A 21810-nucleotide genomic window follows, 5' to 3' on the forward strand; every position below is an offset into this window, starting at 1 on the left:
AAGTAAATCTGTATACCTTAAACCTTATCCACGTCATATTTCGTTTTGGACTTTCAACAGTGACTCAGAGACTCGATCAAATTCATTCTTCAATTTCAAGTAATACAACTATATCTCAACAAAACATCAGCTCCGACCTACTTATCTCAGCCTTTGAACAAAGCGAAATTACACCAACCCTTGAAAAGACATGCCTGAAACCGGCACAACTGACGCGTATTGCAGATCCGGATAAAATCCCGGCATCGACCAAGCGTATCAAGCCTTTAAATAATTTTTTAGGTCAGGATCGTGCCCGCGCTTCGGTTGAAGCCGGTATTGCCCTGCCATATTCAGGCTATAACATTTTTGCCGTGGGTACGGCAGGACTCGGCAAACGCACCATGGTAAAGCGTTTGCTGCAGCAACATGCCAAAACCATGCAAACGCCAAATGACTGGGTCTACGTCAATAATTTTCAGAATCCTCGTCAGCCTATCGCACTGGAATTTCCAGCCGGTCAGGGACCCAAGTTTCAGGCGATGCTGCACCAAAGCTGGCAATCCATTCTAAAACAGCTGGAGCGCCGTTTTACTGCGGAAAGCTATCACAACCGGATTGAAATGATTCGTCAGGAAACGGGGGATGAACAGCAACTCGCACTGATTGAACTGACCCGTGAAGGTGAAGAGCTCGATCTGAAACTGATTTCTCGTAATGATGAGCATTGTTTTGTGCCAATTCATCTAAAAGATGACAAAGTACAGGAAATGTCTCAGGAAGATCTGAATGCTTTAAGCAATAAAGATCGTGCTGAAATCGCCTCTAACATGCGTTACATGGACAAGAAACTGGAACGCCTGGGACTTCATTTGGGTGACCTGGAAGATGATGCGCGTGACCGTGTTCAAGTATTGAACCGTGATATCGCTAAACAGGTAGTGATGCCACGCGTTGAGCAGATGCTGACTAAATTCAAGCATGTCGAAGGTCTAGAACAATATCTGAAGCAATATGCTGAAGACATTATTAATAATGTCGAAATTGTATTAGAACAGGAAGAAGATGATTTTACCCCTGCCCAGTTTAGTCGCGTACCAGCGCGCTTCCAGGCCAATGTGATCGTCACCCATAAGCCAAATAGCGGCGCACCCGTTATCTTTGAAGACTTCCCGACGCATTACAATCTATTGGGTCATGTGGAACAGTTGACCCAAAATGGTACGATTACTACAGATTTCACCTTGATCCGTCCCGGCTCCTTGCATAATGCCAATGGCGGTTTCCTGATGCTTGAAGCTGAACAACTATTGGAACAGCCTTATGCATGGCAAGGTCTGAAACGTGCCTTGAAATCTGGGCATCTCAAGCTTTCATCTTTAGAGCATATGCTGACTCTCACCGGTAGCATTTCCATTGAACCAGCTTCTATTCCGCTGAATATCAAAGTGGTGCTGCTGGCAGAGCCAGAAATTTATTATGAAATTCTGGAACTTGAACCAGAACTAGGCAGTATCTTTAAAATCCGTGCTGATTTTACCGATACCTTGCAACGTAATGATGAAAATGAGCAAGCCTATACGCAGCTCATTGCTGACTATGTGCAATCAGATAAATTATTACCATTTGACCGTTCTGCATTATCTGCCCTGCTGACCGACTCAAGTCGTCAGGCTGAAGATCAGAGTTCCCTGTCACTACATGCATTAACGCTGGGCGACCTGATTCGTGAAGCGCATCATCATGCATTCGAAGCGGGTGATAAGATGGTGTCAGAAAAGCATATCAATACCGCACTGGATCATCGTAAATATCGCTTAGGCTATTTACGTGAGCTATTCTGGCAAGATCTGACCCGTGGCACTCAACTGATTGAAACTCGCGGTCATCGTCTAGGCCAAATCAATGCGCTGTCTGTGATTCATTATGCAGATGTTGAATTTGGTCTACCTTCACGCTTAACTGCTTCTGTATATCAAGGTGGCGGTGATATTCTGGATATCGAACGTAGTGTAGAACTTGGCGGTTCTTTGCATGCTAAGGGCGTGCTATTGATGGCCTCCTTTCTAAAAGCCCATTTTGGTCGTGAACAGACCCTGCACTTCTCTGCCGCTTTAGCTTTCGAACAAAGCTATGGTCAGGTGGATGGTGACAGCGCGACAGTTGCTGAACTTTCAGCGCTGATTTCTGCGATTAGTCAGTTACCGATCGACCAGTCCTGGGCGATTACCGGTTCTATGAACCAGCTTGGTCAAGTACAACCGATTGGTGGTGTCAATGCGAAGATTGAAGGTTTCTTCGATGCCTGTAAGTTACAAGGCCTGACAGGTAAGCAGGGTGTGATTATTCCACGACAAAATATGCAGCATCTGATGTTACGTAAAGATGTCATTGCTGCAGTCGAAGATGGTCAATTCCATATTCATGCCATTGATAATATCGCGCAGGCTTTGGAAATCCTGATGGCACGTCCGGTCGGGACTATGGACAAGAAAGGCCGTTATAGCAAAAACTCGATCTTTGCTGCTGTGATGGAACAACTCGAATACTGGCAAGCCATTGAAGATGGTGCCGAGTTTGAGGAAGAACCTAAGAAAAAGAAAAAAAAGAAGAAAAAGAAAAAAGATAAGGCGCCTATAAAGGAAGTTCTGACCGATCCAGATACCTTAGCTGAGGCCTTGGTTGCTGAATCAAAAGAACTAGAAAAATCTGAGGGTCAGCAGGCAGAAGATTAATTCTGCCCCCTGCCTCACTATTCACCCATAAAAAAAAGCGCTTCTCTCGGAAGCGCTTTTTCACATCTATCAGTTTAATCCAAGGATTAAGCTTCAGGTGCTGGACTGTATTGCTCTACTAAAGGCTGTAATTCACCTTTTTGGAACATTTCGAGCATGATGTCACTACCACCGATCAATTCACCATTGATCCAAAGTTGTGGGAATGTCGGCCAGTTCGCAATTTGTGGCAGAGTTGCACGAATATCCGGGTTTTCCAGAATATTAACATAAGCAAATGGACGACCAATTTGACTGAGTGCTTCTACCGCACGTGCAGAAAAACCACATTGTGGAAATTGTGGTGTGCCTTTCATATAAAGAAGTACTGCGTGCTTGGCAATTTGGTCACGAATTAACGCTTCGGTATCGCGTGCTTGTTCAGTCATTGATAAATCCTCAACTAATCTGTCTCGCATTATACCCAAAACAGAGAAAAACAGTACGTCTAAAGTAATAAATCCATTTTTATTTACAATTACCCTTTAAATCTGACCAAGTTTTTGCTTATATAAGTTTTTCTTTCCACCTAACAGTAAAGAGTTAGTCATGAACAATATTACCCTCGCTCCGGTACAAACTGATCAACCTTCACATTTGATGCCAGTCTTTGGTCGTCAACCGATCAGCTTTGTCCGAGGACGAGGTGCATATCTTTATACCGAAGATGGTACAGAGTATTTAGATGCCTTAACTGGGATCGCCGTTTGCGGTTTGGGTCATGCTCATCCAGTGATTGCTGAAGCAATTGCGGAACAAGCTGCAACCCTGATTCATACCAGCAACCTTTTTGAAGTGCCTTGGCAAACTGCTGCTGCACAGAAACTGGCTGAAGTCGCTGGCATGGAAGAAGTTTTCTTCTCCAACAGTGGTGCAGAATCGAACGAAGGCGCTATCAAAATTGCGCGTAAATTCGGTCATATGCAAGGTATTGCGTCACCAAAAATTATTGTAGCTGACAAATCTTTCCATGGCCGTACGCTGGCAACCCTATCTGCAACGGGTAACAAAAAAGTTCAACAAGGCTTTGGTCCATTGGTTGAAGGTTTTATTCGTGTACCTTTTGGTGATATTGAAGCCATTGAAGAAGCTGCAATTAACCATCCGGATATCGTGGCTATTCTGGTTGAACCGATTCAGGGTGAAGGTGGTGTCAACACTGCACCGCAAGGCTTTAGCTACCTAGAAGAAATCCGTCAGATCTGTAATCAGCACAACTGGTTAATGATGCTGGATGAAGTACAAACAGGTAATGGCCGTACCGGTAAATATTTTGCTTATCAGCACACCAATATTGTGCCGGATGTACTGACCACAGCTAAAGGTCTGGGCAATGGCTTCCCGATTGGTGCCGTGATGACTCAAGGTCGTGGTGTCGGTGTTTTGACTGCGGGTAACCACGGTTCGACTTATAGCGGTACTGCATTGGGTTCACGCGTGGTTTATACCATTATCGATATTATGCAAAAAGAGAATATCGTGGCCAATGCCGCTGAAAAAGGTGCATATATTGTTGAGCAGTTACGTAACCAGCTTGCAGATCATCAAGTGACTGTACGCGGTTTCGGTCTGATGATCGGGATTGAGTTGCCTAAAGACTGCGGTGAGCTGGTGGATATTGCACGCGATGAATACAAAACCATTATCAACGTGACTGCAGGTAATGTCGTTCGTCTGTTGCCTACCCTGAACATTACTCAGGAACAGGCCGATCAACTGATCGAACGTTTAGTGAAAATGATCAAGGCTTATCTTGCTTAAGTCTATCTTGAACAACAAAAAAGCCGCTTTAAAGCGGCTTTTTTGTTTATAGGGAATTTATGATGCGACTTGTAACAAACGTCCACCAGAGATCTGGCTAAAATATTGTTTCAATGCCTCCAGACAGCGCAGCACTTTAGTCGGTTGCTGTTCTCGATTAGGCATAACTGCATAAAGGGTGACTGGCGGAAGTTTCCATTCAGGCAAGACTTCAATCAGTGAACCATTTAATAAATCTTTTTTAACATCAAGATATAAAATCTTGGCAACCCCATTGCCTTGCAGACACATGGCTTTTGCAACCAGGCTGTTATTGGTACTAAAGCGTGAGCTCAGTTCAAATTCAACCTTTTCTGCACTATGCACATGCTGAAAACTGAAATTCTGATGATTTTTAATATGCGTTAAAGGCAAAACATCATGATGTTTCAGGTCTTCAGGACGCGAGATAATGGCGGTCTGGTTAATATAGCTTGGCGCAGCAACAAGAATCTGTTCAATCTGCATTAATGGCACAACCTGAAGGTTGTGATCATCATCGTTCTGGTCAAATCGCAGGGCAATATCAATACGCCCTTCCAACAAATCAACCTCATGATTGTTTGTTTCCAGGTGGACTGTCAGGCCACGGTGTGCGGACATCCAGTGAGAAAGTGCAGGAATCACATGATTCGCACATACTTCCGGTAAGGATACAATACGAAGTTCACCAACAAGATCGTCACGTAACTCGTTAATGCGAACCTTTCCACGCTCAGCAGCAGACAACATTTCCTGGCAGCTGTGAAAAAAAGCTTGTCCCGCTTCGGTCAGACTTAATTTTCTCGTAGAACGATTTAGAAGTACAACTTCCATATCCTGTTCTAAAGAGCGAATTTGTTGACTCACGGCGCTGGTTGTAATCCCTAGCTCACGTGCAGCACCGCTAAACGAGTTCTTTTCCACAACACAAGCAAAGACACCCATTGCTCGAAGTTGATCTAACATAAATTCCCCTCTAAACTTATGAGATGCTTCATCTTTTGATAAAAGCAACTCATTGTATTATACGGTGAAATTTACGTTTTGCATTATTTATTTAATTATTTGGTAAAACTGCTGTTGGATTAATCGGTTTTCCGTCTAAGCGAACCTGAAACTCAAGCATAGTACGGGTTGTACCAGTCGCCCCCATCTCGGCAATTTTTTGACCAGCCGTTACATTTTGGCCACTTTTCACGCTTAATTTACTGTTATGCGCATAAGCCGTAATATAGCCATTAATATGTTTAACTAGTACCAGATTACCATATTCCTTTAGGCCATCTGCTGCATATACCACCTGCCCATCTGCTGCAGCAAAGACCGGATCTCCGACATTACCGCCATAACGGGTACCTTTGATATTTGCAGCCAGATCATAGTTTTGTAATACCGGACCATTTGATGGCTTGACCCAACGTAATCCCGCTGCTGTCGATACTGGGGTAATCGGTGCAGAAGTAGTGGTGGCAGGTTTTGGCGTAGTCTTAACAGTTGTTGGAGCGGGAGTGGTTGGCGCTGGAATCGCAATCGTTTGACGCTGAATCGGGGCAGCTTGGGTAACAGGTTGAGTCGCTGTAGTACGGCGAGCAGTAGTGTTATTTTTCAGGCGAATCGACTGACCCACATAAATACGATACGGCGGAGCAATATCATTCATCTCTGCCACACTGATATAGCTCAGACCATAACGTGCAGCAATGCCACTCAAAGTATCCCCAGAGCGTACCGTATAGAAGTCAGGCGCTGCGGCATAGCGCGTCATATTATTGACCTGAGGTTTAGTGGCACAACCAGTAATAATCATTGTGGAAACAACCACAGTGGACAAAACCAGAGTTTTGATGAAGCTGGATGGTGAAGCATGAATGAAGTATTTCGGTGACACCAAGGACATTATCTTCCTCTCTAACATCTATACGGTTGCAAAAACCCAGTAAGATTAGCAAAGTTTTACTACAATATACTTGTAAGCTTTCATTTTTCACAAACTTATAACATTCATTAGATTTTATTTAGAATCTGGGCTTGCAAAGTGTGAAGTGTGTCATAGTTTGTGGCATCCATCTGAATTGGCGTCACGCTTACATAGCCATTGGCAATTGCAAAAAAGTCTGACTCGATTTCAGTTCCTTTATGTTTTGGCATTGCGACTGCTTCACCCGATAGCCCAATCCAGTAAACCTGACGACCACGTGGATCTACATGACTGGTAATCGGCTTGGACTGGCTACGGCGTCCCTGAAAGGTCACTTTAGTTCCTTTCAGCTCAGCCACATCAGGAATATTCACATTAAAAATATGACGCTCAGGCAAAGTCGGCAAACCTGCCGCAATAAAATCATGTACCCATTGCGCTGCAATGCGATAATCTTCTGGTAAGGTATAAGATCGAACGTTTTGCCCACATAGAGAAACTGCTAATGCAGGTTGTTTGGCCAGACGGCCTTCAAATGCAGCCCCCACCGTACCCGAGTACAGCACATCATCTCCCAGATTGGCACCACTGTTAATGCCGCTGACCACCAGATCGAATTCAACATCAAATAAGCCGTTCATGGCCAGATAGACACAGTCAGCCGGCGTGCCATTAACCGCCCATACATCGGGAGAAATCTGGATCGGTCTTAATGGTCGGTCTAAAGTCAGTGCACTGGAAAATCCGCTACGTTCACTTTCTGGAGCTACCACCACAACACGTCCTAAAGGCCTCAAGGCCTGCGCCAGTGCCTGTATACCTGGTGCAAAAACGCCATCATCATTGGAAATTAATATATTCACTGCAAAATCTCGTTGAGCTAAAAAATGACTCGCTAGGACATTTCATTGTATTAGTTCAGGAATTATATATATTTGTAGCACGATATCCATTAATACATATGGCTTAAGATGATGAAAAAATTCTCTCTTTGGGGTACTTTGGCTTTAAGTTTGGCAACTTTTGTTTCTCCTGCAGTTATTGCCAATGATTTGACAGCTGAAGAAAATGACATGATCGTGAAAGAAGATGTCGCATCTGCACAGGTAATGATTGAAGTATGCCCGGGCATTATTGGTCAGAATGCAAAATTCGATACAACGATTCAGCAGCTGATTCAATCTTATCTAAAAGAATACTCAGACAAATCGATGACCTATCAAAAACTTCAGGCAGACAGTGAATACAAGACTGTGCTTGAAGAAGCACGTCAAGGTGCAAAACAGACTGCAAAAGACGAACAAAAAACAGCGTGTGAAGACGTTTTAGCTTATCAGGAATAAGGTCTTTCTCACTGAAATGAGACGATGCCAGCATCGTCTTTTTTCTCTTACACATTTCTTCATAATTCTACAGCTTCACTACATTTCCCCTCTTTTCAATTTTGAAAATATCTTTAAGCTAACAAATTATTGTTCTACATGTAATTTTTGAGTTTTTTGATGAAACATACATTAATTAAAAGTTTAAGTTTATCTGTTGTTGCTGGTATGACACTTTGGGGAAGCTCGGTTTATGCAGCAAATGAAAATATTGAAGTCACCCCGAGTCAGGAAATCACCAAGCAAGAATTAGCTGCAATTTATGTCCTTTCTGAAATTTGCCCAAGCATGGTCAAAGACAAAGCAAAATTCAATCAGGGGTATAACCAGCTGGTGACTGAATATTTGCCCGGCCAAAAAAATCCGGTTGAGCGCCTGAACCAGATGGTAAAACAGTCAGATTTCCGTAACATTCTGGCCGAAGCACAGAGTGATGCCAAAAAGGCTGGCAAGAAAAAGAATCAGGCCATTTGCAATGAGTTGGTGAGCTACAGTAAATAATCCACTTTTTGCGTGATTGCTTACAATACTTTTGAAATAACCCCGGGTTTCCCATAGAAGTCAGCCTAGCTTTGTCCTAAAATGCTAGGCTCTTCGTGCTTACATCAAGATATTGGAACCCACTAGAAATGACCCAAAAAACTGCCCTTGCTGCATTATTATTAATTCCTAGTTTTAGCTTTGCAGCAACTGTCTTATCTGCACCACCAGAATTGAATAATAAATCTTATGTGCTAATGGACTACGAGACAGGGCAAATTCTCGCATCAAAAAATGAAAATGAAAAATTAGCCCCTGCTTCAATGACCAAGATGATGACCAGTTACATCATCGAGCAGAAGTTATTAAGTGGTGAGCTGACTGAAGATGAACAGGTTCGCATGAATGAATCTGCATGGTGCCGTGGTAGCAGTGCAGAATCATGTATGTATGTGCCTTTAAATGGTACGGCGACTGCACTAGAAATGTTGCGCGGGATTATTATCCAGTCTGGTAACGATGCATCTAAGGCGATGGCTGAACATATTGCAGGGAACGAGGGTACCTTTGCACATATGATGAACCAAGAAGCGAAACGGATTGGCATGACCAATACCAGCTTCATCAACTCGACTGGTATGCCAGCTGAAGGCCATTATTCGACTGCGAAAGATATGGCAACTTTGGCTCAGCACATCATCAAAGACAGTTCAAAATACTATCCAATCTACTCTGAAAAAGAGTTTACTTTTAACGGGATTAAGCAAGGCAACCGTAATGCCCTGCTCTATACTGATCCAAGTGTAGATGGTTTGAAAACTGGTCATACTGATGAAGCCGGTTACTGCTTAACGACTTCTTCAAAACGCGGTCCGACTCGTCTGATTTCAGTGATTTTTGGTGCACCAACCATGAATGAACGTGCATCACAAACACGTGAACTTCTGGCTTGGGGTTATGCGAACTTTGAAACCAAAAATGTTCAACCCGCTAAACAGGTTCTAGCCAAGTCTAAAGTCTGGTTTGGTAAGGAAAATGAAGTTCAGATCGGACTTGCAGAAAACTTTAACGTGACTATGCCTAAAGGTCAGGCCAATGCCATCAAGACTCAATTGGTCGTTCAGCCTAAACTGACTGCGCCTTTACAACCAGGTCAAGTCGTAGGTAAATATGTGGCGACTTTAAACGGCAAAGTGATTGCTGAGAAACCACTTGTTGCACTGAAAGCAGTTGAAGAAGCTGGTTTCTTTGCCCGCATGCTGGATCATATCAAACAATTCTTTAGTAACCTGTTCTAATATTTATTATCAATATTAGATCTTACTAAAGCCAAAGCACACATTCATCGAATGTGTGCTTTTTTATTTTATAATGCTTATAAACTTTCAGGATGATACTGACATGAGCCAAAACATTCGCCCTTATCTGGATACTCGCCCGCAAGTCGCTGACTCCTGTTATATCGATCCGATGGCGGTGGTCGTAGGTGATGTCGTTTTAGGCGAAAATGTATCTGTGTGGCCTTTTGCCGTAATTCGTGGTGATGTGAATCATATTCGTATTGGCAAGAACTCGAATGTACAGGATCATTCCATGTTGCATGTGAGTCATAAAAAGGCGGATAAACCTGAAGGTTCACCACTGATTATTGGTGAAGATGTGACGATTGGTCATCATGTAAAATTACATGGCTGTATCATCGGTAATCGTGTTTTAGTGGGTATCGGTACAATTATTCTAGATGACGTGATTATTGAAGATGATGTGATGATTGGAGCAGGTTCACTGGTACCACCGAATAAGGTATTAGAAAGTGGGTACTTGTATGTAGGCAGTCCAGTCAAAAAAGCGCGTCCACTGACTGAAAAGGAAATAGCTTTCTTGCCTTATTCAGCACAAAACTATGTAAAAGTCTCAGGTAACTACAAATAAATCGACAAACTAAGGCTACTTTATGTAGCCTTATTTAAATCAAGGAATAACCACATAATCATTCTTAAAACTATTGGCTTCAAAGTCTCCCTCTACCAGATGCACAAATTTCTGGTCCATCCTGTTCAGTTCTAAACAATCATCCACATCAATCACGGCATCGGTATGAGGTTTAAACCAGGTCTTTTCAATAGCCAGCTTACCTTGTGCTTTAGCTTCAGTTTTATTTTTAGCAGCAACTACCAGATATTTATGGATTTCACCAAACTGATCTGGCACATAAGCACCCAGATTGATCAGGAATAATTTTAAATCCTGTTTTACAGGTGTGTCTGTCACCTGAACCTGATAATTCAGATCCTGATAGCTGACACCATTGATCGTCATCCAACCATCGACATGCAGGCCTTTTTGCAAACCAAACCATTGTTCCTTCAGATATGGAAAAGCCGTCTTAATATCTGAACTAATGACCGGAACTACATCATGTACTTCTACATTGGCTTTTTCATGCTTGCCGCCCAATAAAGTAATGTAGAGCTTAAGTTCAGACATAAAAAAATCCTTTAAAAGCAGAATAGGGAAGACTTTAGCCGCATAGTGTAAATGAAACTTACTCGTTCCACTTCAAGTAAATTACCTCATATTCTTAAAATCCTGAAATTCACTTAAATCAGCCTCAATACAGTGAATAAACAATCCTAATTTGATCTATTTTTAAGCAAGCTTATTTGTATTAAAATAAGGTCCGAATTCCCCTTCTCTTATAAGTGAGTCACGCCAATGAAGTAAGTCTATTTTTCTCATCAACGATTATTTTTAGATTGATGTGCAAAATAGATCGTCTGGCTTGATCTTTTCTAGAAAAAATCTCTTGTTTATTTTGTGCATCCTGTATTTATGAGGTTATTTATGACTCAACAGGCATGTGTAATATCCAATCTGACTTTAGAATTCCCTTCCAAAGTCATATTTCAGAATTTAAATTTTACCCTTCCTAAAGCTCAGGTCAGCGCTTTAATTGGCCGTAATGGACAAGGTAAGTCTTTGCTCATGCAGCTTTTGTATCAGGCTCAGCATTCTTCTCCACATTGCTCAGGCCAAGTTTCCTGGCAAATGCATCATGCCTATCTACCACAATTGCATCGGTTAAAGGCAGCCACAATTGCTGAAGCACTCGAAGTAAGTCAGTTACATCGTGCTTTTAAAAATGTTGAACATGGTACAGCCAGTTTCGAGGATTATGAGCTACTTGAGGATAGTTGGCATTTGCCGCATCAATGGCAGCAACTGTTGAGTTCAGCACAATTACCCACCGATCTGGACTTTCCCGTACAATATTTGAGTGAGGGCCAAAAGACCAAACTTGCTTTATGTAGCTTGTTCTTAAAGCCTGAATATTATTTATTGCTGGATGAGCCGAGCAACCATCTGGATCGTGAAGCACGAACATGGTTAATAGAGCATTTAAAGTTACATCCTGCTGGTGCATTGATCATTAGTCATGACCGGACTTTGCTAGATCAGGTTGATCATATTTATTATTTAAATGAGCATGGATTACAGCACTCTACAGGAAACTATGCGGAGTTTTTTGAACAGTATCAGAAAAATGTCACTTCACTCGAACAGTCAATTCAGCAGAGTCAGCGTGATATTAAACAGATGAAGCACAAGCAGCATGACGTTTTAATGAAAGCACAAAAGCGGGAACGTGCCGGAAACAAATTACGTGATTCGAATTCCCAAGCCAAAGTGCTTTTAGACTTTAAAAAAGAACAGGCTGGTCAAAGTATAGGTAAAGTTCAGGCACAGCACCAACGGCAAATTTCCAATGAACAATCTGAGTTAAAATTTCAAAAGCAGCAACTCGAAAAGATAAAACCTCAGCTATTTCAATTTCCAGACCTTAAACCACAGTCTGGTGAAATTCTGCGGGTTAAAGAGTTAAAGCTTCCTTTTGGTACTCCACAGCCTGTGAATCTTGCTTTAAGTGCAGCTGAAAAGATCCATATTGCAGGCCGAAACGGAATTGGTAAATCCACTTTGCTGAAACTGGTCGCCCAACAAAAGCAGCAACCTCTGGATCAAATCTTTCTGGCACGAAACTGTTTTTATCTGGATCAAAATTTTAGTTTTCTCAATGAGGCACTAAGTGCGATTGAAAATTTAAGGCAGATGAATCCTGATATTCCGGAAGTGGAATGGCGTAATCTGTTGGGCCAACTCAGAATTCGTGGTGATAAAGGTACTTATCCTTTGTCTCAGTTAAGTGGTGGTGAAAAGCTGAAAGTGGCGTTATTAGGTCTTAGCCAGGTCTCTCCTCAACCCGAACTTTTATTATTGGATGAGCCAGAAAATCATCTGGATATTGAGTCTAAAGCTTTGTTGGCAAGTGCAATTCGATCTTATACAGGCGCTGTGATTTTAGTTTCACACGATGAACAGTTTGTGCGTGATTGCGGGATCACTGAAGTATTCAATATGAATGATTTTAATTAAACTTATATACGTAAAAGCCACCTCAACAGGTGGCTGATCAATCTCAGGAAATAAACTTATTGATTTGTAGTCACACTCTGAGAATATAAATTTAATAAATATTTTGACAGTATGGTATTCCCCACAAATAGAGAGCCTGATTCACTTAGGTGTCCATAATCCACCTGAAGCAGGTCTTCTCCTTGAGCTGCACGAATCCGACATTTGTATTGCTGCTGAACATCATCTTTTTTACATAAATGATCAATGAGGGATATATAAGTAATCCCCTGAGGATATTGTAATTTTTTCATTTTCTCGTCTACCTGAACTGCTCTTAAATCCAGTCCGGCATCAAATATAAAATCTTCAGTACTATTCCAGTTTTTCGGTTTCACCATCACTTTAGGAAGTGAAGGTTTCCATTGCGAAATTGGCCCCACAATGACGATATTGGATACGCCAAGCTGAAGTAAACTTTTCCCGATGTTTTCCCAATTGGTTTCGTCGTGCTTCAAGGCTTGGGTGATAACCACAATTTTGGGCTTCAGTTCTGCGATGCTCTTTAGTGCCAATTTATTGGAATAGTCACAGGCTTCTTTATAAGCCCCTTTATGATAGTTAATCTCGGTCAGCGATGCCCTGCAAATGGAAGAGGTTTTCTGATAAAAAGGGATATCATTGGATTTCAGTAATGTCCTCAGCCCTAAAGAAAGTGCTTCAGCATGAGAATCTCCCCATAAGAACACCCCGCCTTCCTTTTGTTTCGTGATACAGACCGGATCAGGATCATAACTATTATGCTCAGTCAGGCTCACGTAAGTATCACATTTTAGCCAGTACGCATCCCTTAAATTTTTGAATTTTTCATTATAATAATCTAAGAATTTTGCCTGTTCTGAGGCTGCACCTTGGCGCAGATCTGTATTAAAACCATTAAATATATTTAAAGTAACTCCTAAGCTCATGAGCACTAGAGAAAAATAAAGTGGTTTTATACGATAAATATCTTTCCATTGATGGTATGAAGGTAATTTAATCTGCTCAATATACTTATAGCTCAGAAAACCTAACACTATAGAAAGTACTATTCCGGCATATACATAATACTCAGGCAATGAGTAGATATAGATCAGCACCACCAAAGGCCAGTGCCAGAGGTAAATAGAATAAGACCAGGCTCCTAATTTTTGAAATACAATATTATTGGTAATAACGCTGTCATTTTGATGTGCCTGAATCATCAGGAAGGTACCGATAACAGGAAAAACTGCCAGATAGCCAGGCCACAAATCTTCTGCTGAAATGAAGAAATAAGACCCCAGTATAAGTGCCAATCCCGTTCCTTCCAGTAACCTTTTCTTATTTTCCTGCAAGGTCAAAGGGTAAAGATAAGCAATTCCCCCGATCATCATTTCCCAGGCTCTGGTAGGTAACAGGAAATAAGCCGGGTTTGGCCATTTATAGGTAGCGATTATTGATAGGATGAATCCTAAAATTGTTCCTGCCAGCAGCATAAATTTCATGGTCTGGATGGACATGAACTTGCGCATGGCAATGAGAACGAGCGGATAAATCATATAGAATTGCCATTCGACGGAAAGTGACCAGGTATGTAATAACCACTTTTCGTGAGTGCCTGCCTCAAAATAACCGGATTCCTTCCAGTAACTGATATTGGATAAAAAAGTCATGCTACTCGCAGCATGCTTACCCAATAACTTGTAATCAAAAGGTGTCAGATAAAACCAGCCAAAAATCATTAATACCAGACATAGCAGGGCCAAAGCTGGAATAATCCGATTCGCACGAGCCACATAAAATTTCAGAATAGAAAATTTTTCATGTTCTAAATCTTTAAATATGATTCCAGTCATTAAAAAGCCTGAAATCACAAAGAAGACATCTACTCCAACAAAACCGCCAGGCATCCAGGCCGCATTAAAATGAAATAGCATGACTGCAATCACGGCAATTGCTCTGAGGCCATTAATGTCTGTTCTGAATTTCATTGGAATCCTGTCCTATAAAGCCTGTTATTTATTTTAATTGTTATGAAATACTGCTAATTTTTATTAAATTTTATTTTAAATCAAATTCTTATATTAAAGCGTAGAATGCAAATATTACTGTTTTAGTATTTTATGTACTCATTATATTCTACGCTTTCTTTTTCGCCAAATACCTTTATTGTTAATCATCTAAATTAAAATCCCGAGTATCGACATAGCCACCGCCGCCTAAATTTTGTAGAATACAGTTTTTATTCCATGGTGCTCCTTTATGACCGCTTGGACTGCTCACGTCACTGTTGCAACTGTCGTCGAAAAAAATGGAAAATTCCTGTTCGTTGAAGAACATACTGAAGGTGTCACCCATACCGTATTCAATCAGCCAGCAGGCCATGTGGAGGCAGGTGAAACCATTGTCGAAGCAGCTATTCGTGAAACCATGGAAGAAACCGGCTATCAGGTTAATGTCACTGATCTGATCGGCATCTATACCTATACCCCACCGATGTTCCCGGATCGTACCTATTTCCGTTTCTGTTTGAGAGCAGAAGCCATCAGCCATGATGAAAATGCTGAACTGGATACCGGTATTGTCGGTGCAGTCTGGATGACGCTGGATGAACTGGTTGAAACCGCACGTGCTCGCAGCCCATTGGTGATTAAAGCCGTGCAGGATGCCCAAGCTGGCAAACGCTATCCTTTATCGCTCATTTACGAGCACCAAAATTCTCCCTTAATTTCAAATTTGGATGCCTAATCCTATGCAACAACGTGTCATCGTCGGTATGTCTGGTGGTGTAGATTCATCTGTGTCTGCAGCTCTCCTCCTTCAACAGGGTTATCAGGTTGAAGGTCTTTTCATGAAAAACTGGGAAGAAGATGACGGCACAGAATATTGTACGGCAATGGAAGATCTTGCCGATGCACAAGCCGTTTGCGACAAGATCGGGATTAAACTGCATACTGCCAACTTCGCGATGGAATACTGGGATCGCGTGTTCGAGCATTTCCTGGCTGAATATGCTGCTGGCCGTACGCCAAACCCGGATATTTTGTGTAATAAAGAAATTAAATTCCGTGCCTTCCTGGATCATGCGATCAATCTGGGCGCTGACTTTATTGCCACCGGTCACTACTGTCGTCGCGGTGAGACCATGACCAATTCACGTGGTGAGCAATATGCTCAATTACTGCGTGGTTATGACAATAATAAAGACCAGACTTACTTCCTGCATGCGGTTCATGGTCGTGAAATTAATAAGACCCTGTTCCCTGTCGGTGAAATTGAAAAACCACAAGTCCGTAAAATTGCAGAAGAATTAGGTCTGGCAACAGCCAAGAAAAAAGATTCTACGGGTATCTGTTTTATTGGGGAACGTCGCTTCAATGACTTCTTAAAGCAATATTTACCGGCTCAACCTGGAAAAATCGTGCTGGAAGATGGCAAAGAGGTTGGTGATCATCACGGCTTAATGTACTATACGCTCGGTCAACGTGGCGGGATCGGTATTGGCGGTATGAAAGGTGCTGAAGAAGGTGCCTGGTTTGTACTGCATAAAGATATTGAAGGTAACCGTCTGGTGGTGGGTCAAGGTCATGAACATCCACTGATGCAAAGTACCATATTGTGGTCTGAAGCGATTGACTGGGTAGCCGGTGAACAGGATATTCCTGAATCAGGTTTCCGCTGTACGGCAAAAACCCGCTACCGTCAGCCTGACCAAGCGTGTACTATTTTCAAGGATCCAGAAACACCAAATGGTGTTCGTGTTGAATTTGATGAGTCGCAACGTGCTGTGACCCCGGGTCAAAGCGTTGTATTCTACTCAGGTGAAGTTTGTTTAGGTGGTGGCGTGATTCATCATACCAATGCGCCTAAACCTGATTTTATTAAAGGATGATTTCGGCATGACGGAGTTACCGTTTCAACAAGCCACAACGTTGAATGTTCGTCAAAATCGTGCGTTGGCGCTGGCAGGGGTTTTTCAGGCCACTCAGCTGACGCATATGACTGCATTGACGGGACAGCAAAGCATTGGTGAAAGCGGTAATTTCTATTTTGAGCAGTTGATTAAAGCCAGTTTAAATATCCGTCCAAGCGGCAAGTTAAATGCCCAGACCTTAGACTTCTTTAATCAGCTGGCCGATATTTCCCTCGGTTTAAAAACCCTGGAAAGCAGCATTACCCAACCTTTTAATACGTCCCCAAAATCCCGACTTCCAAAACTTTCATCGACCAAGCTTCCAATGTCCTATGCCATGGCACTTCTTCAATTAGAAAAGAAGGTCTATAGTAATCCCAAGTTTGTTGAAATCATCGAACAATCCCAGCAAAAAATCCTCAGACAGCTCTCCTTCTTCGATAACAATTACATGCACCCCAGCATCATTGCCAATCTCGCTCAAACCTATGTCGATACCGCCGGACAGATCAATCCGCGGATCATGGTGCGTGGCAATGCTGAAGCCTTTAAAGATTCCGGTCATACCAACCGCATCCGTGCTTCACTATTTACTGGACTGCAGATGGCGCACTTATGGCGTCAGCTTGGTGGCAGTTCATGGGGCATGATTTTTGGCAAGCGCAAGCTGCTACAGGATATCCAAAATCTCGCGCGCTTACAGTTTCAGGTGATCTAAACCATGTTGTTGTACGCGCACCGTTTTTCGTTTAATTCCAAAATTTAGGGAATCGATATGAACGCTTTAACTGCACTTTCTCCATTAGATGGACGCTACGCTAGCAAATGTGATGCGCTGCGCCCTTTTCTTTCTGAGTTTGGTCTGATCCATGCTCGTGTGACTGTTGAAGTGCGTTGGTTACAAGCGCTTGCCAACCGTCCTGAAATCACTGAAGTGCCAGCTTTCTCATCTGAAACCAATGCTGCACTTGATGCGATTGTTGCAAACTTCTCTGAAGAAGATGCCAACCGCATTAAAGAGATCGAACGTACTACAAACCATGACGTGAAAGCGGTTGAGTATTTCCTGAAAGAAAAAATTGCAGGGATTGAAGAGCTGAAAAATGCAGGTGAATTCATTCACTTTGCATGTACCTCTGAAGACATCAATAACCTGTCTCATGCTTTAATGCTGAAAAATGGCCGTGATGTTTTAATCGCGTCTATGCAACAAATTATCGATTCAATCGTGGCTTTGGCTGAGACTCACGCTGAACAGCCAATGCTGTCTCGTACTCACGGTCAAACTGCCAGCCCAACCACTTTGGGTAAAGAAATGGCGAACGTGGCTTACCGTCTGGCTCGTCAAATCAAACAGTTCAAAAATGTTGAATTGCTGGGCAAAATCAACGGTGCTGTAGGTAACTACAATGCACACTACTCTGCTTACCCAGAAATCAACTGGCCTGCTCACTCACAAGCTTTCGTGGAATCTTTAGGTCTAACTTTCAACCCGTACACCACTCAGATCGAACCGCACGACTACATGGCGGAACTGTTCGATGCACTGCGTCGTTTCAACACGATTCTGATTGACTTTAACCGTGACGTTTGGGGCTATATCTCTCTTGGCTTCTTCAAACAAAAACTGAAAGAAGGCGAAGTGGGTTCTTCAACCATGCCGCATAAAGTGAATCCAATCGACTTCGAAAACTCTGAAGGTAACCTGGGTATTGCCAATGCTGTATTGGCTCACTTGGGCGAAAAACTGCCTGTATCTCGCTGGCAGCGTGACTTAACTGACTCTACTGTGCTTCGTAACATGGGTGTTGGTTTTGCACAAAGCTTGATCGCGTTTGAGGCATGCTTAAAAGGTATCGGTAAACTTGAACTGAATGCTGCTCGTATTCTTGAAGATCTTGACCACGCACAAGAAGTTCTGGCTGAACCAATCCAAACAGTAATGCGTCGTTATAACGTTGAAAAACCATACGAAAAACTGAAAGCACTGACTCGTGGTCAAGCGATGACTCGTGACATGATGGTGAGCTTCGTGAATGGTAATGAGCTTGAAGCTGTTCCTGCTGCAGACCGTGCACGTCTGGCTGAAATGACCCCTGCAACTTATACAGGTAATGCTGCTGACCAGGCAAAACAAATTAAAGACTTAATTTCTAAAATCTAATTTAGATAATTAAGACCAAAAGCGAGGCTCCGGCTTCGCTTTTTTTATTTATAATTATTTTCAACTTTAAAACAAAACGACAGATAACAAGATGATAGATCATCGATTGAGCGGCAAACATTTGATCAGCCTGGGGGTTTTGGTGGCTGCGATCATTGTTGCCAGCATTCAGCCTCTGGAAATGCAATCCTATTTACTGCATCAGACCGGTACCCTATTTATGATCGGTATGCTGATTTTCTGCCTGTATAAAATCGGACTCAGTTTTCTTAGTTTTAATCTGTATATTCTGTTTTTATTCATCCATATCGTTGCAGCACATTATCTATATTCTTATGTGCCTTATAATGACTGGATTCAGACACTGTTTGGCTTTGACCTAAATGCTCTCATAGGCTGGTCTCGCAACATGTTTGACCGTTTTGTGCATCTGGTTTTTGGCCTGTTGCTCTATCCTGTTTTTTATCGACTGTTTCAGGTCTGGTTACCCCAGCAAAAACCATTCACCATTTTTCTTTTAGTCATTCAATTTGTGATGGCAACCAGTCTGATTTATGAATGGATTGAATGGCTGATCGCCATTGGCTTATCACCTGAACAGGCGGAAAGTTATAACGGCCAGCAAGGTGATATGTGGGATGCCCATAAAGATATATTATTAGCGACAGTTGGGGCGATGTTTACTGGTGGATTGATGTTAATTCCAGCAAATAAAAAAGCCCACTAAAGTGAGCTTTTTTATTTGCTGGAATTAAAGACTTAGATTTTATATTTTCTTATTTTAAATTATGGAAGTGGGCAATATCGCTGCCAATCATCTTTCATTTTTTGCAATTCATTACCCGTCAATATCTCGCTGTAATAAATATAATAGGTGGCATCGGGATATTGAATCTCATGTCTGTACATAATTCCACGTAGAGAAACAGGCAACTCTTCTGGGAAGTCATCCGCTAAATTCAGTTCCTCAAATTCATAGTTAAAATAACAATTTTGGATTGCTAAAAATGCTTCAGCCACGGTCATCTTTCTGCTCTTAATGGAAATATGCTTCATTTTAGCTGATGAGCAGTAACCATGGCTGATATTTATGAAGGTTCAATCCATTTAACCAGCTTAGATTCTGCCAAATGCGGATATTTGAACTTATCTAAATATTCAAAGCAGGCTTTTTGACCTTGAGGAATTTTCTTTAGATGCTTATCAAAAAATAGATGGCGATTATATTGAGCACCATCAAAGCGGATGCTGACACGCTCAAAGTAACCACTCCGACGAGCATTGAATTGGTAAAATTGAATCACGCCACAGTCCTTCGAAGGACTAACTGGTGGAGCATCTGGCTTTAAAAATGCGTAAAGTAAAAAGATTGAAGTGCCCGGAAGAAAGCTGAGCCAAAATAAAATCTTCTTCGATTCGTCAGTGGTTAATTTCGCTTCAGAATAGAGCATAAATAGCATCGGAATAAAAATGATACTGAATAAGCCGAATAGTAAAAGAAACGTGAGCATATAAATGAGAAACTTCTATAAGTCAGTTATTTATAGCACAATTGTTTGATTTTAGATCATAAAAAAGCCCACCGAAGTGAGCTCTTAGATTCATAACTGAATAATGAATTAAAGTTTAGGATCACGCATCTGTACCAGATTTGAATTGGCTTTGGTTAATGTATCTACTACTTTATTCATCACCGCAGGGATAAAAGAATCTGCAATTTGTGCTGCTTGCAAACCTAGTTTTTCGCCCAGCGTTGGTTTTTTACGGGTCTGGATTAAATACACATCATGTTGTGGTAATAGGCCTAGCAGATATTCATCGGAAGTTTGCAATTTATCTACCAGATTCAGGTCTAGGGCATCCTGACCATACCAGTGTTCACCCGTTGCCACTTTTTCAACATTTAACTGTGGACGATATTTTTCCACGAAGTGTTTAAACAAGGCATGTGTCTGTTGCAATTCTTCTTCAAACTTGGCTTTGCCTTCTTCGGTATTTTCACCAAACATGGTCACCGTACGTTTGTATTGACCCGCAGTATAAAGTTCAAAATCGATCTTGTTTTCTTTCAGCAGACGGTTAAAGTTCGGCACCTGTGCCACTACCCCAATTGAACCCACAATCGCAAACGGCGCAGAAATCACTTCATTTGCAATACACGCCATCATATAACCGCCACTGGCTGCCACTTTATCGACACAGATGGTCACATGGAAACCCGCTTCACGTAAGCGCACCAGTTGCGCAGCTGCAAGACCATAACCATGTACCATACCACCCGGACTTTCTAAACGTACAATGATACGGTCACGACCAGCTTTTGCTGTAGATAGAATCAGGGTAATTTCTTCACGCAGGCTTTCTACTGCAGACGCAGCCATATCACCTTTAAAATCGAGCACATAGATTTTCTGGTTAGTTTTCTTACGCGCACGCGCTTCTTTTGACAATTGCTGGCTCAATTGCAAAAGTTCCAGTTTAGATGAAGTTGTTTGCGCTATTTTTTTTCGTTGCTCATTAATGCGCGCATTCAAATGACTAATACGGATTTCAGCGGGTAATTTGGGGGTATGAAATAACATAAAAATCGGGTCTCAATTATTTATATAGGTTTCAATTTAAGATAAGGTCAAATGATTTTTTTTCAATAGAATATTGTTGTTTAATTGCTGAAACAGAGCAGTATCCATGGGGCTCTAGTAGAGCAAAAATAATTTGTACTATAAAAGATTGATGCCATGCTGATAACCTGCCCAGAGAATAACACCCAGCAATACAGCAGAATTCGCATATAAGGCTTTTTCCTGCTTTTTAAAATAGAAATTCAAACTGAGTCCATACAGCAATCCAATCAGTGTATAAAACATGCTGCCGCCTTGTAATTGATGCCACAGACCACCCATGCTTAAACTTAATGCAATCAGCAGCATCAGAAAAACTGACATCTTTTTGAGTGTTTTCATAGCGGATGCAACCTTTTCTTA

22 protein-coding genes are annotated in these 21810 nt (G+C 41.9%); 12 read left to right on the forward strand and 10 right to left on the reverse strand.

The features are described 5' to 3' along the window. Positions 1 to 59 precede the first annotated feature (59 nt). Entirely contained in the window at positions 60 to 2714 is a 2655-nt protein-coding gene (locus FTU03_RS05420) for an ATP-binding protein (protein ID WP_179992260.1), read from the forward strand. Positions 2715 to 2800: 86 nt separating this feature from the next. Here the strand turns inward: FTU03_RS05420 and grxD are convergent, their stop codons facing one another. Further along, a complete protein-coding gene (gene grxD / locus FTU03_RS05425; protein WP_034702064.1) occupies positions 2801 to 3142 on the reverse strand; it encodes a Grx4 family monothiol glutaredoxin in 342 nt (113 codons plus the stop codon). A 160-nt stretch (positions 3143 to 3302) separates the two neighbouring features. Here grxD and FTU03_RS05430 point away from each other — a divergent pair, with 160 nt between their 5' ends. Further along, the gene (locus FTU03_RS05430; RefSeq protein WP_034702061.1) at positions 3303 to 4514 is read left to right on the forward strand and encodes an aspartate aminotransferase family protein; all 1212 of its coding nucleotides are present in this window, start codon (positions 3303 to 3305) and stop codon (positions 4512 to 4514) included. A gap of 57 nt (positions 4515 to 4571) precedes the next feature. Here FTU03_RS05430 and FTU03_RS05435 read toward each other — a convergent pair whose 3' ends face one another. From FTU03_RS05435 to surE, 3 genes are all read right to left on the reverse strand, one after another. Further along, positions 4572 to 5501 carry a LysR family transcriptional regulator gene (locus FTU03_RS05435; RefSeq protein ID WP_034702058.1) on the reverse strand — a complete coding sequence of 310 codons (930 nt, stop codon included), beginning with the start codon at positions 5499 to 5501 and terminating at the stop codon, positions 4572 to 4574. Positions 5502 to 5592: 91 nt separating this feature from the next. Continuing rightward, entirely contained in the window at positions 5593 to 6432 is an 840-nt protein-coding gene (locus FTU03_RS05440) for a peptidoglycan DD-metalloendopeptidase family protein (RefSeq protein ID WP_004782630.1), read from the reverse strand. Positions 6433 to 6539: 107 nt separating this feature from the next. Beyond that, positions 6540 to 7316: a 5'/3'-nucleotidase SurE gene (surE, locus tag FTU03_RS05445; RefSeq protein ID WP_125278414.1), complete on the reverse strand. Its 777-nt coding sequence runs from the start codon at positions 7314 to 7316 to the stop codon at positions 6540 to 6542. Between the two features lie 108 nt (positions 7317 to 7424). On the opposite strand from surE, the gene FTU03_RS05450 reads away from it, so the two are divergent. From FTU03_RS05450 to FTU03_RS05465, 4 genes are all read left to right on the forward strand, one after another. Continuing rightward, a complete protein-coding gene (locus tag FTU03_RS05450) occupies positions 7425 to 7796 on the forward strand; it encodes an MCR_0457 family protein (RefSeq protein WP_004782632.1) in 372 nt (123 codons plus the stop codon). A gap of 159 nt (positions 7797 to 7955) precedes the next feature. Next, entirely contained in the window at positions 7956 to 8336 is a 381-nt protein-coding gene (locus FTU03_RS05455) for an MCR_0457 family protein (protein ID WP_004782633.1), read from the forward strand. A 128-nt stretch (positions 8337 to 8464) separates the two neighbouring features. After that, a complete protein-coding gene (gene dacC, locus FTU03_RS05460) occupies positions 8465 to 9613 on the forward strand; it encodes a D-alanyl-D-alanine carboxypeptidase PBP5/6 (protein WP_004782636.1) in 1149 nt (382 codons plus the stop codon). 103 nt (positions 9614 to 9716) lie between these two features. After that, entirely contained in the window at positions 9717 to 10247 is a 531-nt protein-coding gene (locus tag FTU03_RS05465; RefSeq protein ID WP_179992259.1) for a gamma carbonic anhydrase family protein, read from the forward strand. 39 nt (positions 10248 to 10286) lie between these two features. Here the strand turns inward: FTU03_RS05465 and FTU03_RS05470 are convergent, their stop codons facing one another. Next, on the reverse strand, positions 10287 to 10802 hold the full coding sequence (locus FTU03_RS05470; protein ID WP_179992258.1) for a DUF1543 domain-containing protein: 516 nt from the start codon (positions 10800 to 10802) through the stop codon (positions 10287 to 10289). A 357-nt stretch (positions 10803 to 11159) separates the two neighbouring features. Here FTU03_RS05470 and FTU03_RS05475 point away from each other — a divergent pair, with 357 nt between their 5' ends. After that, entirely contained in the window at positions 11160 to 12749 is a 1590-nt protein-coding gene (locus FTU03_RS05475; RefSeq protein WP_179992257.1) for an ATP-binding cassette domain-containing protein, read from the forward strand. 56 nt (positions 12750 to 12805) lie between these two features. On the opposite strand, the gene FTU03_RS05480 is transcribed toward FTU03_RS05475, so the two are convergent. Further along, complete coding sequence (locus FTU03_RS05480; protein WP_179992256.1) at positions 12806 to 14740, reverse strand: acyltransferase family protein; 1935 nt, start codon at positions 14738 to 14740, stop codon at positions 12806 to 12808. Positions 14741 to 15011: 271 nt separating this feature from the next. Between FTU03_RS05480 and FTU03_RS05485 the strand changes: the two genes are divergently transcribed. The 5 genes from FTU03_RS05485 to FTU03_RS05505 all read left to right on the forward strand — a co-directional run bounded on the left by FTU03_RS05485 (position 15012) and on the right by FTU03_RS05505 (position 19553). Further along, positions 15012 to 15497 carry an NUDIX hydrolase gene (locus tag FTU03_RS05485; RefSeq protein WP_179992255.1) on the forward strand — a complete coding sequence of 162 codons (486 nt, stop codon included), beginning with the start codon at positions 15012 to 15014 and terminating at the stop codon, positions 15495 to 15497. Between the two features lie 4 nt (positions 15498 to 15501). After that, positions 15502 to 16641 carry a tRNA 2-thiouridine(34) synthase MnmA gene (mnmA, locus tag FTU03_RS05490; RefSeq protein ID WP_034703632.1) on the forward strand — a complete coding sequence of 380 codons (1140 nt, stop codon included), beginning with the start codon at positions 15502 to 15504 and terminating at the stop codon, positions 16639 to 16641. A 7-nt stretch (positions 16642 to 16648) separates the two neighbouring features. Then, entirely contained in the window at positions 16649 to 17380 is a 732-nt protein-coding gene (gene hflD / locus FTU03_RS05495; RefSeq protein ID WP_004782648.1) for a high frequency lysogenization protein HflD, read from the forward strand. Positions 17381 to 17437: 57 nt separating this feature from the next. Then, positions 17438 to 18826, forward strand: coding sequence for an adenylosuccinate lyase (purB, locus tag FTU03_RS05500; protein ID WP_034703634.1), 1389 nt, complete (start codon positions 17438 to 17440; stop codon positions 18824 to 18826). Between the two features lie 91 nt (positions 18827 to 18917). Next, entirely contained in the window at positions 18918 to 19553 is a 636-nt protein-coding gene (locus FTU03_RS05505; RefSeq protein WP_125278405.1) for a DUF2238 domain-containing protein, read from the forward strand. A 59-nt stretch (positions 19554 to 19612) separates the two neighbouring features. Here FTU03_RS05505 and FTU03_RS05510 read toward each other — a convergent pair whose 3' ends face one another. The 4 genes from FTU03_RS05510 to FTU03_RS05525 all read right to left on the reverse strand — a co-directional run bounded on the left by FTU03_RS05510 (position 19613) and on the right by FTU03_RS05525 (position 21789). Then, positions 19613 to 19852 carry a hypothetical protein gene (locus tag FTU03_RS05510; RefSeq protein WP_159123128.1) on the reverse strand — a complete coding sequence of 80 codons (240 nt, stop codon included), beginning with the start codon at positions 19850 to 19852 and terminating at the stop codon, positions 19613 to 19615. Between the two features lie 62 nt (positions 19853 to 19914). After that, positions 19915 to 20337 carry a hypothetical protein gene (locus FTU03_RS05515; protein ID WP_125278403.1) on the reverse strand — a complete coding sequence of 141 codons (423 nt, stop codon included), beginning with the start codon at positions 20335 to 20337 and terminating at the stop codon, positions 19915 to 19917. Positions 20338 to 20445: 108 nt separating this feature from the next. Then, a complete protein-coding gene (gene sohB, locus FTU03_RS05520; RefSeq protein ID WP_159123126.1) occupies positions 20446 to 21408 on the reverse strand; it encodes a protease SohB in 963 nt (320 codons plus the stop codon). 138 nt (positions 21409 to 21546) lie between these two features. Then, entirely contained in the window at positions 21547 to 21789 is a 243-nt protein-coding gene (locus FTU03_RS05525) for a hypothetical protein (protein ID WP_179992254.1), read from the reverse strand. Between the last annotated feature and the right edge of the window lie 21 nt (positions 21790 to 21810).

Source organism: Acinetobacter sp. YH12046, from assembly GCF_013419905.1.
Classification (GTDB): Bacteria; Pseudomonadota; Gammaproteobacteria; order Pseudomonadales; family Moraxellaceae; genus Acinetobacter.

Coding starts and splice junctions, on each gene's coding strand:
- purB (WP_034703634.1), top strand. CDS start 17,438: ATGAACGCTTTAACTGCACTTTCTCCATTAGATGGACGCTACGCTAGC.
- FTU03_RS05480 (WP_179992256.1), bottom strand. CDS start 14,740: ATGAAATTCAGAACAGACATTAATGGCCTCAGAGCAATTGCCGTGATT.
- FTU03_RS05525 (WP_179992254.1), bottom strand. CDS start 21,789: ATGAAAACACTCAAAAAGATGTCAGTTTTTCTGATGCTGCTGATTGCA.
- FTU03_RS05430 (WP_034702061.1), top strand. CDS start 3,303: ATGAACAATATTACCCTCGCTCCGGTACAAACTGATCAACCTTCACAT.
- grxD (WP_034702064.1), bottom strand. CDS start 3,142: ATGACTGAACAAGCACGCGATACCGAAGCGTTAATTCGTGACCAAATT.
- FTU03_RS05475 (WP_179992257.1), top strand. CDS start 11,160: ATGACTCAACAGGCATGTGTAATATCCAATCTGACTTTAGAATTCCCT.
- FTU03_RS05455 (WP_004782633.1), top strand. CDS start 7,956: ATGAAACATACATTAATTAAAAGTTTAAGTTTATCTGTTGTTGCTGGT.
- sohB (WP_159123126.1), bottom strand. CDS start 21,408: ATGTTATTTCATACCCCCAAATTACCCGCTGAAATCCGTATTAGTCAT.
- dacC (WP_004782636.1), top strand. CDS start 8,465: ATGACCCAAAAAACTGCCCTTGCTGCATTATTATTAATTCCTAGTTTT.
- FTU03_RS05505 (WP_125278405.1), top strand. CDS start 18,918: ATGATAGATCATCGATTGAGCGGCAAACATTTGATCAGCCTGGGGGTT.
- FTU03_RS05485 (WP_179992255.1), top strand. CDS start 15,012: ATGACCGCTTGGACTGCTCACGTCACTGTTGCAACTGTCGTCGAAAAA.
- FTU03_RS05515 (WP_125278403.1), bottom strand. CDS start 20,337: ATGCTCACGTTTCTTTTACTATTCGGCTTATTCAGTATCATTTTTATT.
- FTU03_RS05465 (WP_179992259.1), top strand. CDS start 9,717: ATGAGCCAAAACATTCGCCCTTATCTGGATACTCGCCCGCAAGTCGCT.
- FTU03_RS05510 (WP_159123128.1), bottom strand. CDS start 19,852: ATGACCGTGGCTGAAGCATTTTTAGCAATCCAAAATTGTTATTTTAAC.
- FTU03_RS05470 (WP_179992258.1), bottom strand. CDS start 10,802: ATGTCTGAACTTAAGCTCTACATTACTTTATTGGGCGGCAAGCATGAA.
- FTU03_RS05440 (WP_004782630.1), bottom strand. CDS start 6,432: ATGTCCTTGGTGTCACCGAAATACTTCATTCATGCTTCACCATCCAGC.
- hflD (WP_004782648.1), top strand. CDS start 16,649: ATGACGGAGTTACCGTTTCAACAAGCCACAACGTTGAATGTTCGTCAA.
- mnmA (WP_034703632.1), top strand. CDS start 15,502: ATGCAACAACGTGTCATCGTCGGTATGTCTGGTGGTGTAGATTCATCT.
- FTU03_RS05435 (WP_034702058.1), bottom strand. CDS start 5,501: ATGTTAGATCAACTTCGAGCAATGGGTGTCTTTGCTTGTGTTGTGGAA.
- FTU03_RS05450 (WP_004782632.1), top strand. CDS start 7,425: ATGATGAAAAAATTCTCTCTTTGGGGTACTTTGGCTTTAAGTTTGGCA.